Below are 16,104 nucleotides of genomic sequence, written 5' to 3'. Positions count from 1 at the left end.
CAAATAAAAAAAATTGTAAAGCTCGATCGAGCGCTAAGATTAATCACATGAATAACGATCGCACATCCAATCCAAACATTCCCCCACAGGCCTGGAAACGTCCCATCGGCCTCGGTTGGGAAAATCCCTATACAGTCCGCTACGCAAGCAATCTAGACGACGGGCCCTGGCACGGAATGCCTTTGGGCGGATTCGGTGCCGGCTGCATAGGGCGATCGCCCCGCGGCGACTTCAACCTCTGGCACATTGACGGCGGCGAGCACATTTTTCGCAGTTTGCCCGCTTGTCAGTTCAGCGTTTTTGAAGAAACTCAAGGCAAGAAACAAGCTTTTGCACTGTCCACTGAACCGCCTACAGATGGCAGTTTATCTAGTTGGAAATGGTATCCTTGCGAAGGAAGAAGGAAGAAGGAAGAAGGAAGAAGGGAAGAAGAAGAAAGAACCGGGGAAGAGTCTAATTCTTCGGGGAGTTATCATGCTTTGTATCCGCGCAGTTGGTTTGTTTACGAAAATGTTTTTCAGGCTCAATTAAGCTGCGAGCAATTTTCGCCAATTTTGCCGAACAATTATCAGGAAAGCAGTTACCCAGTCGCCATGTTTGAATGGGTGGCACACAATCCTACAGATGCGCCGATCACTCTCAGCATCATGCTGACTTGGGAGAATATTGTTGGTTGGTTTACTAATGCCAATAAGTCGCCTAAAGTGATGGTGCGAGATGATGGTAGTCCATTTTATGACTATCAACCCCGGTGGGGAGAAAGTGCCGGAAATTTGAATTTGTTGGTGGAAGATTTTCACCGGATAGGTTGCGTCATGACCCGGTTGACTGCTGAGGACGAACCGCAAGAAGGGGATGGACAATGGGCGATCGCCACTATTACTAATCCGGCGGTAGAAGTATTCTATCAAACTCGCTGGAACCCGGCGGGGAATGGCGACGATATTTGGCGCAACTTTTCTGCTGAAGGTTTCTTGTTGGATGACAAAGACGAGACAGCCGCAGCAGCAGGAGAACAGTTGGCTTGTGCGATCGCAGTTCGCTTTACTCTTCGACCGGGAAAAACTCGCAAAATTCCCTTTATTATAGCTTGGGATTTGCCCGTTACTGAGTTTGCATCGGGAGTTTGGTATTACCGCCGCTATACAGATTTCTTCGGCCGTAACGGCAAAAATGCTTGGCCGATTATTCGCACTGCAATGAAGCATTCTGATACTTGGCGCGAAAATATTGAAGCTTGGCAAAAACCGATTTTAGAACGGAAAGATTTGTCAGATAGTTTTAAAATGGCGCTGTTTAACGAGTTATACGCCCTGACTGACGGCGGTACTCTTTGGAGTGCGGCTGACGAACGCGATCCAAAGGGTCAATTTGCAGTTTTGGAGTGCATTGATTACCGCTGGTACGAAAGTTTGGACGTGCGGCTTTACGGTTCTTTTGCTTTGTTGATGCTGTGGCCTGATTTGGAAAAGTCGGTGGTTTTAGCGTTTGCTAGGGCAATTTCTGCGGGAGACGATACGCCGAGAATTATTGGCTGGAATCAAGCTTCTGCTATTAGAAAAGCTGTCGGGGCGACGCCCCACGATTTGGGTGCTCCTAACGAACACCCTTGGGAAAAAACGAATTATACTAGCTATCAAGATTGCAATTTGTGGAAGGATTTGCCTTGCGATTTTGTGTTGCAGGTTTATCGTGACTTTTTGTTGACTGGCGGCACCGATTGCGAGTTTTTGAAAGAGTGTTGGCCGGCAATTGTTGAGGCTTTGGCTTATCTGAAAACTTTTGATGAGGATGGGGACGGAATTCCCGAGAATTCTGGAGCACCCGATCAGACGTTTGATGATTGGCAAATGCGGGGGATAAGTGCGTATTGCGGCGGTTTGTGGTTGGCGGCGCTGGAGGCTGCGATCGCGATCGGCGAAATCTTGGAAGATGCAGCACCGGAGATAATTCCTAACCCTCAAGCAAAGATTGCATTATATCACAGTTGGCTGCTACAAGCAAGACCGAGCTATCAAGAAAAGCTGTGGAACGGTCAATATTACCGTTTGGACAGCGAGAGTAATTCCGAAGTGGTGATGGCTGACCAACTGTGCGGTCAATTTTACGCGAAACTGTTAGGATTGCCGGATATTGTGCCGCAGGAATGTGCAGTCAGCGCTTTAGAAACTGTGTACGATTCTTGCTTTTTGAAGTTCAACGATGGCGAGTTCGGTGCGGCAAATGGCGTGATGCTGAATGGTTCGCCGGAAAATCCGAATGCGACTCATCCTTTGGAAGTTTGGACGGGGATTAATTTTGGGCTGGCGGCTTTTTTGGTACAGATGGGGATGGAGGATAAAGCGTTTAAATTGACGGATGCAGTGGTGAAGCAGATTTATGAAAATGGCTTGCAGTTTCGCACGCCGGAAGCGATTACGGCGGGGGGGACTTTTCGGGCGAGTCACTATTTGCGGGCGATGGCAATTTGGGCAATTTACGGGGTGTTGACGAATTTTAAATAGGGAAAAAGGTATATTAGCTGGTGCATTCCACTAAACTTTTTAAAGTTTAATCCTTCCACCCAATTTTTAGCAAGGAAAACGGTTAATTTACCTATCAATAAAATTGACCGTAAAATTTTTTCGCGTTCGAGGAAGACATTAATGTTTCATTCTCAAATGTTAGCACAGCTAAAGTTTGAGCATGAAACAGCCGTGGGATGCGATGGAGAACGAACTCGGCTATAAATGAGGGAGACAAAGGGTATGAGGCAATTGTTGACACCAATGCAGTCCGCACCTTACCCGTATATAATTTGGAGCGATCGACAATTTCAAGATAAAATATAAAAATGTCAAATCCCTTACTTTCCCTCAACTACGAACCCGCCCTCGAATCTCTCGGTGGCGACTATTTTGATGAAGTCCCTGCTGCCGATTTTCCGCAGCACATTCTCCGCTTCCGCAATGACGAATTATTACGGAAATTGGGTTTAGACCCCGCACAAGTAACTGACCAACATTTTATCGAAGCGTTCGGCGAATTTCACTGCGTCCGTCCCTTTCTCGCACTCCGTTACCACGGCTATCAATTCAACGAATACAACCCGAATTTAGGCGACGGTAGAGGCTTTTTGTACGGCCAAGTTCGCGGCACTGACGGCAGACTTTACGACTTCGGCACTAAAGGTTCCGGCCGCACGCCCTACTCGCGGCACGCTGATGGTAGACTCACTCTCAAAGGGGGAGTTCGCGAAGTTTTAGCCGCCGAAGCTTTGCACCGGTTGGGAGTTCGGACATCTCGCTGTTTTAGTTTAGTTGAAACGGGCGAGGCTTTGTGGCGGGGTGATGAACCATCTCCGACGCGATCGTCCGTAATGGTGCGTTTTAGTCATTCTCACATTCGGTTTGGAACTTTTGAAAGATTGCACTATATCCGCCGCCCGGATTTAACTAAAAAACTTTTAGATTTTGTTATTGAATATTACTATCCAGAACTGCATTTAGAAGCAAGTAAAGCGGGTGTTTCGCCTGCTGAAAAATATGCGCTCTTCTATGCAGATTTAGTCAAGCGAGTAGCCGAATTAGTCGCTCAGTGGATGGCAGCAGGATTTTGCCACGCTGTGCTGAATACTGATAATATGTCGATTACTGGAGAAAGTTTCGATTACGGGCCTTTTGCTTTTATCCCAACGTACAAGCCGGAATTTACAGCAGCTTATTTTGACCATTACGGTCTGTATTGTTACGGCAATCAACCGTTTATTTGTAAGGGTAATTTAGAGAAGCTCCAGCAACCGCTAGCAGCCGCGATTTCTCAAGCTGATATGGATGCTGCTTTGGAAAAGTTTGGCGAGTATTATAATGCAGCTTATCGGCAGTTGATGCTAAATAGATTGGGATTTGAGGATTTGCCAGAGGCGGAAGGAGATGAGTTGTTGAAGGTGACAATTAAAATGCTGGCGGAGTCTCAAGTGGAGTATCACGATTTCTTTTTTGAACTGCGAAGGCAGTTCGATCGCACTTGGCGAGATGATGGTAGTCTAATTTTTGCTGAGGCGGAACCGGCCGACTTAATAGCACCTTGGCGGCAGTTTTATTATCACGTTTTGCAAAGTTTGTCGGCGGATGATATGGACCAAATGGCGGACAGGTTGCGGAAGCACAATCCCGAACAATCGCTGTTGAGGCCGACGATTGAGGCTGTGTGGGAGGCCATTGCTATTGATGATAATTGGGAACCATTTTATGAGTTGGTGAAGAGACTTCAAAACTCTTAAAGGGAAGTGGGCATGGGGCGTGGGGCATTGTTGACTGTTGACTAATAACTAGCAACTAACAAGTGACAACTGACTAATGACTACTTGAGCTTTTCAATCTCAAATTGTGCATCTTTGTAACCGCCAGTAAGTCCTTGATCTAAAAACATTTTGCCGGCTTTTTCTAAATCGCTAATCGCTCCTGCTTTGTCTCCCAAGGAGCGGCGAACTATGCCTCTACCGTAGTAAGCAGCAGCATAATTCGGACTGATCCGAATAGCTTGCACGTAATCGGCGATCGCACTATTGTAATTCTTTAACTCCTGATAAATCTTAGCCCGATTGGCGTAAGCTTCAGCATTGTTGGGATTGAACCCGATTGCTGCTGTAAAATCTGCGATCGCCCCCTGGGCGTCACCCCCTGCGCTGCGAGCTAAAGCACGATTGTTATAAGCATTATAATCATTCGGATTCACTTTCAGCGCTTGAGTGCAATCGGCAATTGCTTTTGGATAATCCTTCAAATTTAAATAAGCAATACAGCGATTGTTGTAAGGAACCCCATCCTCATCGCTCAGCGAAATTGCCTGAGTGCAATCGTCAATTGCCGCTTGATGCGCTCCCAAATTCAACTGCGTACTGCAACGATTAGCGTAAGCATCTGCACTCTTCGGATCGATCGCAATTACCTGAGAATAATCCGCCAAAGATCCCTGATAATCTCCTAGGTGAAAGCGAGCTCTACCCCGACTGTAAAAAGCATCAACATTCTTAGCATCAAGTTTAATTGCCTCAGTATAATCTCCAATCCCGCCCTGCAAATCGCCGCTCCCAGCACGAGCCAACCCCCGCGAATGATAAGCTTTACCAAGGTTCGGCTGCAACCGAATTACTTCTGTAAAATCCTGAATAGCCATCTTGTAGTCTTGCAGTTCTAAATAAGTAACTCCTCTTTCATAATATGTATCAGCATCCTTGGGCTGGAGATTCAAAGCTTGAGTGTAATCCTCAATCGCCCCGCGCTTGTCGTTAAAATCGTGACGGGCTAGCCCGCGGTTAAAATAAGCAGGAACATATTTAGGATTGAGAGCGATAGCTTGAGAATAATCCGCAATTGCTTCTTGATATTTTTTTAAATCATAATTAGCATTACCGCGCTGGTAAAAACTTTCAGCATTTTTAGGATTCAATTGAATTGACTTATTAAAAGCCTGCAAAGCTGCCTCCGCATCTTTATTGCGAGACTTTTCTACTCCCTGTTCGTAATATTCCTTAGCTTTAATCGGATTCGGTCGGCTCCAATAACTAAATAGAAATATCAGAACTATTACCGCCCCTATGCCCGCCAAAATCAGCAACCCAAATCGACTTCCCAAACGTGAATAAAAACGATCGTCGGAAGACACTAAGCTGGGAGCAATACTTTTCTTGTGAGCGGTATTCACAGGCTCTTGGCGGTGTCTCAACTTGCTGAGAGCTACCAAAACTTCCTCGGCAGATTGATAGCGCTTGGCAAATTGGTGACAGACCATTTTGTCAATTATATTGGCTAATCCCACTGAACATTGAGATCGGTTTCGCCAAACAATTTCCCCCGTATGAGAAGGACTCGGATCTTGCAATTTTGGCAAATCCGTACCGGGTAAACCAGTGATAGCTTGGACTGCCATCATCCCGACTGCATAGAGGTCACTGCTAAATTGCGGGTTGCCTTGAAATTGTTCGATCGGCATATAAGCCGGAGTTCCCGTAGCAATGGTGCGCGGAAATTCTGTATCGTAGTCACTGACGTGACTTGCAACTTCTTTAACGGAGCCGAAGTCAATTAAAACTAATTTGCCGTCTGGTTTGCGGCGGATTAAGTTGGAGGGATTAACATCGCGGTGAATCACTCCCTGAGAGTGTACGAAGGCGAGAACTTGTAACACTTCTTGCAACAGATCCAGCACTCGTTCTTCTCGCCAAGGTTGACCGGCCACAATTTCCCTATTTAGGGCGTGTCCGGGTACAAACTCTTCGACGAGGTAGAACTGATTGGCTTCTTCAAAATAAGCTAGTAAAAATGGAATTTGATCGTGTTTTCCCAGCTTTTCTAATATTTCTGCTTCTTGTTTAAATAAGCGGTAAGCGGTTTTGAGAACTGTGGAAGTGTTGCTGGGAGGGCGCAGTTGTTTGACTACACATTGAGGGTGGCCCGGCCGGCGAGTATCGACAGCTAAATAAGTTTGTCCAAAAGCTCCTGAACTCAGAATTTGCACTACGCGATAACGCCTGTCTAAAAGTTGACCAACCATGTTCATATCGGGAATTGGGAATTGGTAACGGGGAGGTGGTAATGGGGAATTGGTAACAGGAAGTTGGTAACGGGGAGTTGGTAACGGGGAGTTGGTGATTTGGCCTTCTTCCTTCTTCCTTCTTCCTTCTTCCTTCTTCCTTTTTTCTTCTTTTTTTAACATCTGACGGACTGACTACTAATAGCTTATTTAGGGTCGTTGATTTGTGCTTGTGCGTTTTGGAAACCATCGGCTCTTCCTTGTTCTAGAAAGAGGGTTGCAGCTTTCTGAAAATCCTCGATCGCCCCGGTACGGTCTTTGAGTTGGCGGCGGACGAGGCCTCGGCTGTAAAAAGCGCTAGCATTGTTGGGGTTGAGCCGCAGCGAGTGAGCGAAATCCTCAACGGCTAAGGGGTAATTTTTTAGTTCTGAGTAAATAGTACCGCGATTGCTGTAAGCTACTGCATCGCTGGGATTGAGCCGAATTGCTTGAGTAAAATCTTCTAAAGCTCCCTGCTTGTCTCCCGAAGCCGATCGAGCTAATCCTCGATTGCTGTAGGCTTTGGGATTGTTGCCGTTGAGTCCGATCGTCAAACTGCAATCTTCGCTGGCTTTTTGAAATTGTTTTAAATTCAGATAAGCAACGCAGCGGTTGTTGTAAGCTGCTTCATCTTTTGGATCGAGGCGAATTCCTTCGGTGCAATCTGCAATCGCTTTGTCGTAGGTGGCCAAATTCAAGTAAGCGCTGCACCGATTGGTATAAGCATCAGCGAGATCTGGTTGCAATTCGATCGCCTTAGTATAATCTTCCATCGCTCCTTGATAATCTGCCAGATTAAACCGTGCTCGACCGCGACTGTAGTATACGCCAGCTTGTTTGGGACTAATTTGAAGGGCTTGAGTAAAATCTGCCATTGCTCCTGTTTTGTCGCCTGCAGCCGATCGAGCTAAACCCCGATTGCTGTAAGCTGTAGCATCGTTGGGACTGAGCCGAATTGCTTGAGTGTAGTCTTCAATTGCCGTGCGGTAGTCGCCCAAATCGTAGTAGGCTAAACCCCGCTGAGAGTATGCCTCACCGTCGCTGGGATTGAGTCGCACTACTTGGGTGAAATCTTCCACTGCCCCCCGCTTGTCCCCGATGTCGAGGCGGGCCATACCTCGATTGTAGAGAGCTTTGGTGTGGTTAGGATTGACTTTAATTGCTTGCGTGTAATCCTGTATTGCTTGCTCGGTTGCGCCCATGTCGTAGCGAGCGTTTGCCCGCTTGTAGTAAGTTTCCGCGTCGCTGGCATTCAGGGCGATCGCTTGAGTATAATCGGCGATCGCGCCTGTTGTGTCACCTTGCTGCGCCTTGGTAACGCCGCGGGCTAACAATTCTTTTGCCCTCGCGGGACTTTGACTCTGCCACAAGTAAATTATCAGTGCCGTGAGGATTAAAGCTGCCGCTGTGGCAACCAAAAGCAGCAGTTTGGTTTGGCTTTGTCTTCGCGGTTGACTCATAGCGTGCGTGATGATAGTGGCTGGCGGCGGATCAACCTCCAATTTTACGGCGATTTGTTGGAGGTCTGCTAAAACTTCGGCGGCCTCCTGATAGCGTTCCTCGCAGTCGGGGCGCACCATTCGATCGATAATATCTGCTAGGGCAGGTGAACAAGTTGCCCGGTTTCTCCAGGGAATTTGGTTTTTGTTGCTTTTTAAGGCACTCAATTCGTTGGGTGAGAGTCCCGTCACGGCAAGCTGAGCGATCGTACCTAGAGCGTAAAGGTCGCTATTGTACCGGGGGTTGCCGTTCAATTGCTCGATCGGCACGTATAACTCCTGGGCCCCCAAATCCTGCTTTTTTGCCTCATGCCGTTTAACAGAATTCGGTGAAGTTTGCGACAACAAATGACAGTTAGCAAGTTCCGGGTTAATTTCTTTGTCTAAGCTAAAGTCTACCAATACAAATTTGCCGTCTGACTCGCGCCGGATCGCTCTGTCTGGTTGAATTCTGCGGTGAATGAAACCTTTCTCGTGTATGAACACCAAAATTTCTAATATTTCTGATAGCAGACCAATTACTTGGTCTTCATCCCAAGGTTGACCGGGTATTAGTTCTTGACTTAAAGGTGAGCCGGCAATAAATTCTTCAATTAAGTATAAACTTTGATTTTCCTCAAAATATGCCAATAATTCGGGAATTTTGTCGTGTTTTCCCAATTTTTCAATTATTTCGGCGTTTCTTTGAAATATAACTTTGACTAATTCTGGAGTTTGCGAACTTGTGCCGGGTAGCCGCATTTCTCTAACCGTGCATTGCGGATACCCGGGACGGTGAGTATCTGCTGCTAGATAAGTTTTTCCCACCTCACTTGAGTCTGTGACTTTAATGATGCGGTAACGTCTGTCTAGAAGTTGACCAATCATGCTTTGCCCTCTACCCTGTCAATGTTCCATTATCGCATGAAATCAGAATAGCCAAAATATTTGGCTGAGTAATTTAAGTACGATCGAGCCGTGACTCCCACCCAAAAACGGATAGTTGCTTTCCCACAGGAGTCGTTAGCCTCCCCAAATTTTAGACCAGAGTTGAATATCCCCGATTGATCTGTGGAGTCAATCTAAAATCTCAAATCTCAAATCTCAAATCGATTGACTGAGCAAACGGGTGATGGGAATGGCGAGCCAAGTCCAGCGGTGTAGCCACGCTCTTCTAATATCTTAGAAAAAAAATGCTGAAATTGTTTATCCTCTCAATGAAAACTGTATAATTTAACAACCGGGGCAGAGGTGGCTCAAATGAACGTACAACTGGTTGAATCCCTAATTCAAGTTATCCTGTGTCTCGAAGCCTGCGAGCAATTAGCGATCGCAGGAAAAAGATTAAAAAATCTACCTTGGCTTTTGACTCAGAAACTCGTGCAGCTTGGCCAAAAGGGCGGGAATTTAATTTTTTTGAATGACGAACCAGAAATTTATATCCTCGAATACCGATAAGCAATTGCCTGATACTCAACAACAGGAGATTGAGAGAACTTTTAAATGTGTGAACAATAAAAATGTCTGAATCATTAACAAAAGGAGGAACGATCGCAGCGATCGCCACTGCCATAGTTCCCCAACAAGGCAGCGTCGGCATTGTGCGAGTTTCCGGTTCCGCAGCCTTAAAAATTGCCGAAACTCTGTTTTGCGCCCCAGGACGGCAAATATGGGAGTCTCACCGCATTCTTTACGGCCACATCCGCCGCCCCAAAACTCAAGAATTAGTCGATGAAGCTTTGCTGCTAATCATGAAAGCACCGCGTTCTTTTACTCGCGAAGATGTGGTGGAATTTCACTGTCACGGCGGCATTATGGCCGTGCAGCAAGTCTTGCAGTTATGTTTGGAAAATGGGGCGAGATTGGCCGCGCCGGGAGAGTTTTCGCTGCGGGCTTTTTTGAACGGGAGGCTGGATTTAACTCAAGCTGAAAGTATTGCAGATTTGGTGGGAGCAAAATCGCCCGCTGCTGCACAAAGTGCTTTGGCTGGTTTGCAAGGAAAATTAGCGCAGCCAATTCGCAAATTGAGAACAACTTGTTTGGACGTGCTGGCAGAAATTGAGGCGAGAATTGATTTTGAGGAAGATTTGCCGCCTTTAGATGAAGCTAAAACTTCTTTGGAAATAAATCATGTTTTGGAGGAATTGTCAACAATTTTGGCAACCGCAGATCGCGGAGAACTGTTGAGAACTGGTTTGAAAGTAGCGATTGTTGGGCGGCCGAATGTGGGAAAATCGAGTTTGTTGAATGCGTGGAGTAAGAGCGATCGCGCGATCGTCACGGATTTGCCAGGTACGACGCGGGATGTGGTAGAGTCGCAGCTAGTTGTGGGCGGCATTCCGGTGCAGGTGCTCGATACTGCCGGCATTCGAGAAACCGAAGACAAGGTAGAAAAAATTGGCGTTGAGCGATCGCGCGCAGCCGCAAAACAAGCCGATTTAGTGTTGTTGACAATTGACGCGGAATCTGGCTGGACAGAGGAAGATTTGGAAATTTACGAACAAGTAAAGCACCGCCAGCTAATTATAATTATCAATAAAATCGACCTAGTAAACACCATGCCTGAACTACCTTTTTCCACTGAAATTTACCGTATAGTTACCACAGCCGCCGCCCTAGATCGAGGCATAGAAGACTTAGAAACCGCAATTTTAGATGCCATCAGCGGTGGGAATTTACAAGCAGCAAACTCAGATTTAGCAATCAACCAGCGGCAAGCAGCGGCGTTAACCAAAGCTAAAATTTCTCTGGAACAATGTACAGATACTATTAGCAACAAATTGCCTTTAGATTTCTGGACAATAGATTTGCGCGGGGCAATTCAAGCATTGGGGGAAGTTACGGGTGAAGAAGTGACAGAATCCGTGCTCGACAGAATATTTAGCAGGTTTTGCATTGGCAAATAGTCATAGGAAAAGAGTAAATTAAATAGGTAAGCTGTCTCGAATTTAAGTTGTATTTTTAGGGCGGGCGGGACGCCCACCCCACAATAATTTCACTCTTTGTGGAACAGGCATCTTGCCTGTTCTTGAGAATGGTGTAAGATGTTAATTTCATCAAACTTGACTGTAAAATTTAGATGCGCCTGGCTTAGTGAAGCAATACTACTGACAAATAACAACTAAGTCATTCTTAGGATCGAGGTCTTCCCAGACTTGTAATATAAAGCACAGCCTCACCCGCCGGAATACCTAGAACGTCATTGACGCGATCGTCAAAAAAGCCCGCGATACCGCTGACACCCAAACGCAGTTGCATAGCTGCTAAATTCAACCGCTGGCCCAAATGACCCGCGTCCATGTGCAAATAGCGGTAAACTCGATCGCCATATTTTGCTACAGCCCTGTTCAAATCCGCCGTGTGAAATAACAGCGCCCCTGCATCTCTGCCCAAGTCTTGCCCCAAACACAAAAAATGCAATTCCCGGCGGAAATTTTTAAACCGAATTTGCCGCAATTCTTGAGCTTTCGGAGCGTAATAGTAACAGCCTTCTTCTAACCCATTCACTCCCGAAACAGCAATAAAAGTCTCGATCAAACTTAGATCGAAATAGTCTGGAGAACCGTCTAACCCTTGGTCGATATAGTGCTGGGGCTGGTAAGTAAAATCGAGCATAGCTAGCAGTTCGCCCAAGCTCAAAGAAGCACCTGTATAAGCACGGGTAGAACGTCTTTTTAGCATAGTATTTTCTAAACTTTCCAGGTTCACTCCCCAAGGAATCGAAGGAGTGACCGTCGAAACTTTAGTACAAAATGGAAAGTTATATTTATCCTCTAATTCCCCTTCACTTTCATCAAGTTTCCAGCCGTCACATCCGGTAGGGTCTGCTTCTAAATGCGTGGCTTTGTGGAGGTATTTTAACAGTTGACCGTCGGAAATTTTAGGGTAATCGGTGGTGGTGTTTCCGGGCAAAGCTGTTTTAAATTTAGGCAAGTTTTGGTCAATATCTAGCAAGTCGGCTAAAGCAACTACACAAATAGCTCCTTCTTGCTCCGAGTCAATGTACAGTAATTCATTGACAGCTTCGTCGGCGAATCCTCCAATTAGGTGAGGTCGGTAATCGTTGACGGCGCAAGCTAACTCGATATTGCTCAATAAATGACCGGTGTCTAGAAAAATTCGCCGATAAGCTCGGTCTTCGTAACGCCAAGAAGAACGGAAAAAAACAGTGGTAATGGCGATCGCCAATTGGGTATTTTCTAGTGCTGGCGACTGGAAACAAGCTGCTTGCAATGCCGGCCAAACTTGACTGTCCCAAAAATGAACAAGTGAATGAGTTCTGCACTGATAGTTGTACAGTCCGGCCGGCAACTGGGCAGTGCCGCGGGAAATTAAATAAACCTCTGCTGGGTAGAGTCCACCCGCCGACGGTGCAGATCGCAAATACAGGTAGCTGTCGTCTACCGTCTGCACTTTCGCCGTCAACCCGTAGCTGCACAGCAACAAGCTGGATAACCGATGCCACCAAGCGGCATCGGACTCGGCATCGGCATCCTCCGAGGGGTCTTTTAGATAAGGCTTGAGGTCAAAATACGCTCCAATTTTATATTCTTTGAAAGGCACAGGTTGCTCTGTCCAATCTAGCTGTTTGCTTTTGGCGGCAATGGTTTCAGGGTCGTATTTTGTCCGTTCGTGGTAGTGCTGAGCAATGGAGAGAGGAAGTTCTGGCATATTTCAGTAGAGGATTCGCTTTGGTTTCTCGATCGATCTTGACATTACTAACCGCTTAGTGGTTGAGCAAGGCAGAAATTTACAAATATAAAAAAAATCTTAGAAAAAATGCGACTGTTGTTACACAAGCTTAACATAATAAGAGACATAAGTATAAATACGCAGAAAAAAAACCATTAATTACTGTTATGGATTGGCTGCAGTAGCTGTCGTCATGAGGAATGAAAATGCAAAAGCTAAGCGCTGAGGAATTGCTTGCTCAGTATGCTGAGGGCGAGCGAAACTTTAACGCCGTTGACTTAAGTGAACACAACTTGTTTCAAGCAGATTTAACAGAAATAAATCTTTCTGGTAGCATTCTGAGGCGAGCTTATTTGCCCTACGGAAATTTGACTCAAGCCAATCTTTATAAAACAGATTTGCAAGATGCTGAATTGGGCGACATTCAACTTTATCAAGCTAACTTGTCGGAAGCAACTTTATCAAGAGCAAACTTATCAAGAGCAAATTTGCGTCACGCCAATTTGCAAGGTGCTAATTTGCAGAAAGCCAATTTGCAAGGTGCGGATTTGTACAATGCAGATTTGACAAATGCCGATTTGAGATATGCGGATTTGAGCCGAGCTAATTTGGAGAAAGCAAAGTTAAGCAAAGCTCAATTAGCGGGATGCAACTTATTTCGATCGCGCTTGGTTGATTTGTCGGAAGCGGAGTGCGATCGCACGACTATCGGGCCCGAAGGGTATTGATGATTTGCAGCGGCTAGTCTAGGGCCTAGGGCGATCGGCTTAATTAGTCATGAAGCGTAGCTATCCCGTAGGGAATCGCCCTTTTTAAAATTTCTTAACATTTCTAGACACAGCGGAAAATGTGAGTTACAGTCATAGAGAACTTATCGCTCCCCAACATTGACAATAAATAACACATTTTTCTAGGGGAAAACAGGCTAAAATTTATGAATTCTCCCGACAAAAAAGCCAGAGAACTCCGGCACAAAGAACAAGAACTGCGGAAGCGAGAACAAGAACTTCGGCTCCGCGAACTAGAAGCCGAAATCGACCGCTCAGTGCCCGAACATATAACAAGCAAGTACCAAGAACCCGACAGCCAAGCTAAGGGCAAACTCAAACAGTGGCGCAGAAAAATTATAGCAGCAGCTCAATTTACAGGCATTGTCATTGCTGTTGTTGTTGCAGTTCGCATAGCATCTTGGCTGGCAGCCGCCCTGATAGTGGGAGGCATTGCTTTGATAGCTTACAAAATGTTTATTGAAGAAGACAGAAGTTGAAAAGCCCAAGCCGGGAAATATTAGGAAATACCCATGAACCTTAAAGTAGAAACTAGCAACTTTCTCAACGATTTAGAGCGCGTAGCCGCCGTCCGCCGAGAAATTGCCGCTCGCCTCAGCAACATCGCGACAGCCATCAACCTATCAGAATTAGCAGCAGGAGAAGCATCGGGAAAACTCGGTTTAGAAACAGAAAACGCTGACATCAATGTCGCCAGTAAAAACTTGCGCCAAGGAGTTTTTCGGCTGCTAGTGCTAGGCGACATGAAACGCGGAAAAAGCACTTTTCTCAATGCGTTAATCGGCGAAAACTTACTGCCCAGCGATGTAAATCCCTGTACAGCTTTGCTGACGATTTTGCGCTACGGTTCAGAAAAAAAAGTTACCGTTTATTTCAATGACGGCAAAAGCCCCAAACAGCTAGATTTTAAAAGTTTTAAACAGAACTACACAATTGACCCCGCTGAGGCAAAACGCTTAGAAGAAGAAAAGAAACCAGCATTTCCAGATATAGATTGTGCCGTAGTAGAATATCCCTTACCTTTGCTGGAAAAAGGCATAGAAATAGTAGACAGTCCCGGACTGAACGATACAGAAGCCCGCAACGAATTATCTCTCGGTTATATCAACAACTGCCACGCTATTTTGTTTGTACTCAGGGCAACTCAGCCTTGCACAATGGGTGAAAGACGCTATCTAGAAAATTACATCAAAAATCGCGGATTGAGCATTTTCTTTCTGATTAATGCTTGGGATCAAGTGCGAGAAAGTTTGATTGACCCGGATGATCCTGAAGAATTGGCAGAAGCCGAAGCGAAACTGCGGCGGGTTTTTCAAGCTAATTTGGCTGAATATTGTTTAACAGAAGGGCACGATATTTACGACGAGCGAGTGTTTGCAATTTCCTCAATTAAGGCACTCAGGTTGCGGATGAAAAACCCGGATGCTGATTTGGCAGGAACTGGTTTTCCCGAGTTTATGGCTGCACTGAATACGTTTTTAACCCAGGAAAGGGCGATTTCGGAATTGCGTCCGGCGAGGACTTTGGCGCGTCAAATTTCTGCTCGCGTCCGCGAAGCTGTTGGGCGCAGATTACCATTACTCGATCGCGATGTCAATGAGTTGAAGGAAAAGATTAATTCAGTTGAGCCGGAGTTTAAAAAGCTGACTCACATTCGCGATGAATTTCAACAAGAAATTATCGAAGTTAGAGATACTAAATCGCGGGCGATCGCAGATTCTTTCCGCGCCTACGTTCTCATCTTAGAAAATACCTTTGAAACAGATTTTTTGCGGTATCAACCGGATCTGAAATTTCTGGATTTCTTCAGCCAAGGCAAGCGAGAAGCCTTTGAAGCATCGCTAAAACGAGCATTAGAGCAGTACATCAACGACAAATTAGCAGCTTGGACTCTCACAGCAGAACAAGAGATGAATTCCGCATTTTCGCAGCTATCGAAAAGTGCGGCAAATTACGGAGCATCTTACACGAAAGTGACGGAAAAAATTACCGAAAAACTGACTGGGCAAAAAATACCCGCAGCAGTCAGCAACTCAAACGAAGATAACTCGCCCGCTTGGGCAAAATGGGCGATGGGATTGTTCTCCTTAACGACCGGAAATCTGGCGGGCGTAGCAATGGCAGGAGCGGGTTTTGATTGGAAAAATATCCTGCTTAATTTAATCACTGTGTTAAGCGTTAGTACAATTCTTGCTAGTTTGACGGGGATTGTTTTGGGACCGCTGTACTTGGCTTTATTGGGGATGGGTGTTGGGTTTTTGCAAGCAGACGGAGCTCGCAAAGAGTTGGTGAAAGCCGCGAAAAAAGAGCTGGTGAAATATCTGCCGCAAGTGGCTCAAGAGCAGTGGCAGCCGATTCACGATGCTGTGAAAGAGTGCTTTGATGTTTACGGGCGGGAAGTGGGCGATCGCATGAATGCTGATATTAATTCCCGGAAAGCTGAGTTAGATAATTTGCTGGAACAAAAGGAATCTCGCGAGATTAATTGTCAGGCTGAATCTGAGCGGTTGAAAAAATTGGAGGCTGATGTTTATGCTGAGTCGCAGAGTATTGAATCGCTATATCAAGCTTTCCTAGCATCCGCTAAATGAAAT

The 16,104-nt window shown here is 45.9% G+C and carries 10 protein-coding genes; 7 read left to right on the top strand and 3 right to left on the bottom strand.

Going from position 1 to position 16,104, the window contains the following annotated elements; genetic code table 11:
• Positions 1–47 precede the first annotated feature (47 nt).
• Both QUA45_RS10095 and QUA45_RS10090 read left to right on the top strand, forming a co-directional pair.
• Positions 48–2,504 (top strand): GH116 family glycosyl hydrolase, encoded by a 2,457-nt coding sequence (locus QUA45_RS10095; protein ID WP_333220559.1) that lies wholly within the window; start codon positions 48–50, stop codon positions 2,502–2,504.
• Between the two features lie 329 nt (positions 2,505–2,833).
• Positions 2,834–4,261, top strand: coding sequence for a protein adenylyltransferase SelO family protein (locus tag QUA45_RS10090; protein ID WP_333220557.1), 1,428 nt, complete (start codon positions 2,834–2,836; stop codon positions 4,259–4,261).
• Positions 4,262–4,341: 80 nt separating this feature from the next.
• Here the strand turns inward: QUA45_RS10090 and QUA45_RS10085 are convergent, their stop codons facing one another.
• Complete coding sequence (locus tag QUA45_RS10085) at positions 4,342–6,534, bottom strand: tetratricopeptide repeat protein (RefSeq protein ID WP_445305300.1); 2,193 nt, start codon at positions 6,532–6,534, stop codon at positions 4,342–4,344.
• Positions 6,535–6,719: 185 nt separating this feature from the next.
• Positions 6,720–8,918, bottom strand: a complete 2,199-nt coding sequence (locus QUA45_RS10080) for a tetratricopeptide repeat protein (protein WP_333220555.1) — start codon at positions 8,916–8,918, stop codon at positions 6,720–6,722.
• 372 nt (positions 8,919–9,290) lie between these two features.
• Between QUA45_RS10080 and QUA45_RS10075 the strand changes: the two genes are divergently transcribed.
• Both QUA45_RS10075 and mnmE read left to right on the top strand, forming a co-directional pair.
• Positions 9,291–9,488 carry a hypothetical protein gene (locus QUA45_RS10075; RefSeq protein ID WP_333096677.1) on the top strand — a complete coding sequence of 66 codons (198 nt, stop codon included), beginning with the start codon at positions 9,291–9,293 and terminating at the stop codon, positions 9,486–9,488.
• Positions 9,489–9,550: 62 nt separating this feature from the next.
• Positions 9,551–10,936 carry a tRNA uridine-5-carboxymethylaminomethyl(34) synthesis GTPase MnmE gene (gene mnmE / locus QUA45_RS10070; RefSeq protein ID WP_333220553.1) on the top strand — a complete coding sequence of 462 codons (1,386 nt, stop codon included), beginning with the start codon at positions 9,551–9,553 and terminating at the stop codon, positions 10,934–10,936.
• Positions 10,937–11,162: 226 nt separating this feature from the next.
• On the opposite strand, the gene QUA45_RS10065 is transcribed toward mnmE, so the two are convergent.
• Positions 11,163–12,701, bottom strand: coding sequence for a SagB/ThcOx family dehydrogenase (locus QUA45_RS10065; protein ID WP_333096681.1), 1,539 nt, complete (start codon positions 12,699–12,701; stop codon positions 11,163–11,165).
• A gap of 227 nt (positions 12,702–12,928) precedes the next feature.
• Here QUA45_RS10065 and QUA45_RS10060 point away from each other — a divergent pair, with 227 nt between their 5' ends.
• The 3 genes from QUA45_RS10060 (at position 12,929) to QUA45_RS10050 (ending at position 16,101) form a co-directional block, all read left to right on the top strand.
• Positions 12,929–13,450 carry a pentapeptide repeat-containing protein gene (locus tag QUA45_RS10060; RefSeq protein ID WP_333096683.1) on the top strand — a complete coding sequence of 174 codons (522 nt, stop codon included), beginning with the start codon at positions 12,929–12,931 and terminating at the stop codon, positions 13,448–13,450.
• 206 nt (positions 13,451–13,656) lie between these two features.
• The gene (locus tag QUA45_RS10055; protein WP_333096685.1) at positions 13,657–13,989 is read left to right on the top strand and encodes a hypothetical protein; all 333 of its coding nucleotides are present in this window, start codon (positions 13,657–13,659) and stop codon (positions 13,987–13,989) included.
• Between the two features lie 33 nt (positions 13,990–14,022).
• Entirely contained in the window at positions 14,023–16,101 is a 2,079-nt protein-coding gene (locus tag QUA45_RS10050) for a dynamin family protein (protein WP_333220551.1), read from the top strand.
• The last annotated feature ends 3 nt before the right edge of the window (positions 16,102–16,104 follow it).

The organism is Microcoleus sp. Pol12A5 (assembly GCF_036701435.1).
Classification (GTDB): Bacteria; Cyanobacteriota; Cyanobacteriia; order Cyanobacteriales; family Microcoleaceae; genus Microcoleus.
The sequence above is the reverse complement of the archived record's forward strand: the minus strand, read 5'-3'. Positions and strand labels throughout refer to the sequence as shown.

Coding starts and splice junctions, on each gene's coding strand:
- QUA45_RS10095 (WP_333220559.1), top strand. CDS start 48: ATGAATAACGATCGCACATCCAATCCAAACATTCCCCCACAGGCCTGG.
- QUA45_RS10090 (WP_333220557.1), top strand. CDS start 2,834: ATGTCAAATCCCTTACTTTCCCTCAACTACGAACCCGCCCTCGAATCT.
- QUA45_RS10085 (WP_445305300.1), bottom strand. CDS start 6,534: ATGGTTGGTCAACTTTTAGACAGGCGTTATCGCGTAGTGCAAATTCTG.
- QUA45_RS10080 (WP_333220555.1), bottom strand. CDS start 8,918: ATGATTGGTCAACTTCTAGACAGACGTTACCGCATCATTAAAGTCACA.
- QUA45_RS10075 (WP_333096677.1), top strand. CDS start 9,291: ATGAACGTACAACTGGTTGAATCCCTAATTCAAGTTATCCTGTGTCTC.
- mnmE (WP_333220553.1), top strand. CDS start 9,551: ATGTCTGAATCATTAACAAAAGGAGGAACGATCGCAGCGATCGCCACT.
- QUA45_RS10065 (WP_333096681.1), bottom strand. CDS start 12,701: ATGCCAGAACTTCCTCTCTCCATTGCTCAGCACTACCACGAACGGACA.
- QUA45_RS10060 (WP_333096683.1), top strand. CDS start 12,929: ATGCAAAAGCTAAGCGCTGAGGAATTGCTTGCTCAGTATGCTGAGGGC.
- QUA45_RS10055 (WP_333096685.1), top strand. CDS start 13,657: ATGAATTCTCCCGACAAAAAAGCCAGAGAACTCCGGCACAAAGAACAA.
- QUA45_RS10050 (WP_333220551.1), top strand. CDS start 14,023: ATGAACCTTAAAGTAGAAACTAGCAACTTTCTCAACGATTTAGAGCGC.